Origin of the sequence: Comamonas sediminis, assembly GCF_041107495.1 — a bacterium.
GTDB classification, from domain to species: Bacteria; Pseudomonadota; Gammaproteobacteria; order Burkholderiales; family Burkholderiaceae_C; genus Comamonas; species Comamonas sediminis.
In genome coordinates, this window is sequence record NZ_JBGBDC010000022.1 from 1 (window position 1) to 1053 (window position 1053).

Annotated in this window: 2 protein-coding genes; both read right to left on the minus strand. The window is 65.1% G+C overall.

Annotated elements, in window-relative coordinates; genetic code table 11:
- Window positions 1–759 (minus strand): electron transfer flavoprotein subunit alpha/FixB family protein (locus AB7A72_RS23715; RefSeq protein ID WP_369461318.1); only part of this gene is annotated, 759 nt, incomplete at its 3' end.
- 27 nt (window positions 760–786) lie between these two features.
- On the minus strand, window positions 787–1053 hold a 267-nt coding region (locus AB7A72_RS23720; RefSeq protein WP_407065018.1), incomplete at its 5' end, for an electron transfer flavoprotein subunit beta/FixA family protein.

Genomic DNA, 1053 nt, shown 5'->3' on the forward strand with positions numbered 1-1053 from the left:
CTGGGGCGCGACGATCTTGCCGGTCTGGCCCACTTGCAGGTCGTTGGGCGCGTAGCCCGCATCCACCGCAGCGCGGCTGGCGCCAATGGCTGCGCCCAGCTTGTCGGCCAGCGGGGTCATCACTTCGCTGAACTTCTCGGCGCTGCCCAGCGCGCGGCCACCGGAGACGATGATCTTGGCGGCCGTCAGCTCCGGGCGGTCGTTCTTGGTCACTTCGCGGCCCACAAAGCTGCTCTTGCCGCTGCCCTCAACCGCTGCGGCGTTCTCGACTGGCGCCGAGCCACCGGTGGCCGCGGCGGCATCAAAGCCGGTGCCGCGCACGGTGATGACCTTGGTGGCATCGACCGATTGCACGGTGGCAATGGCATTGCCCGCGTAGATGGGGCGCTCGAACGTGTCGGCGCTCACCACCTTGGTGATGTCGCTGATCTGGGCGACGTCGAGCTTGGCGGCCACGCGCGGGGCGACGTTCTTGCCCGAGGCGGTGGCTGGCGCCAGGATGTGGCTGTAGTTGCCGGCAAGGGCCAGCACTTGCGCTGCCAGGTTTTCAGCCAGGCCATCCTTGAGCGCCGGGCCTTCGGCCAGGATGACTTTGGCTACGCCTGCGATCTGCGCTGCAGCTTGGGCTGCAGCTGCTGCGCCTTCGCCTGCGACGAGCACATGCACATCGCCGCCGCAAGCCAGCGCTGCGGTGACGGTGTTGAGCGTGGCGGTCTTGATCGTTTGGTTGTCGTGTTCTGCAATAACGAGAGCGGTCATTTGTAGGTTTCCTTTTGAGCGGCAGGCTTAGATTACTTTTGCTTCGTTCTTGAGCTTGTCGATCAAGGTGGCCACATCGGGCACCTTCACGCCGGCGCCGCGCTTGGCGGGTTCTTGCACCTTCAGGGTCTTCAGGCGCGGGCTCACGTCCACACCCAGCTCTTCTGGCTTGACGGTGTCGAGCTGCTTTTTCTTGGCCTTCATGATGTTGGGCAAGGTGACGTAGCGCGGCTCGTTCAGGCGCAGGTCGGTGGTGATGACGGCGGGCAGCGACAGAGACAGGGTCTCCAGGCC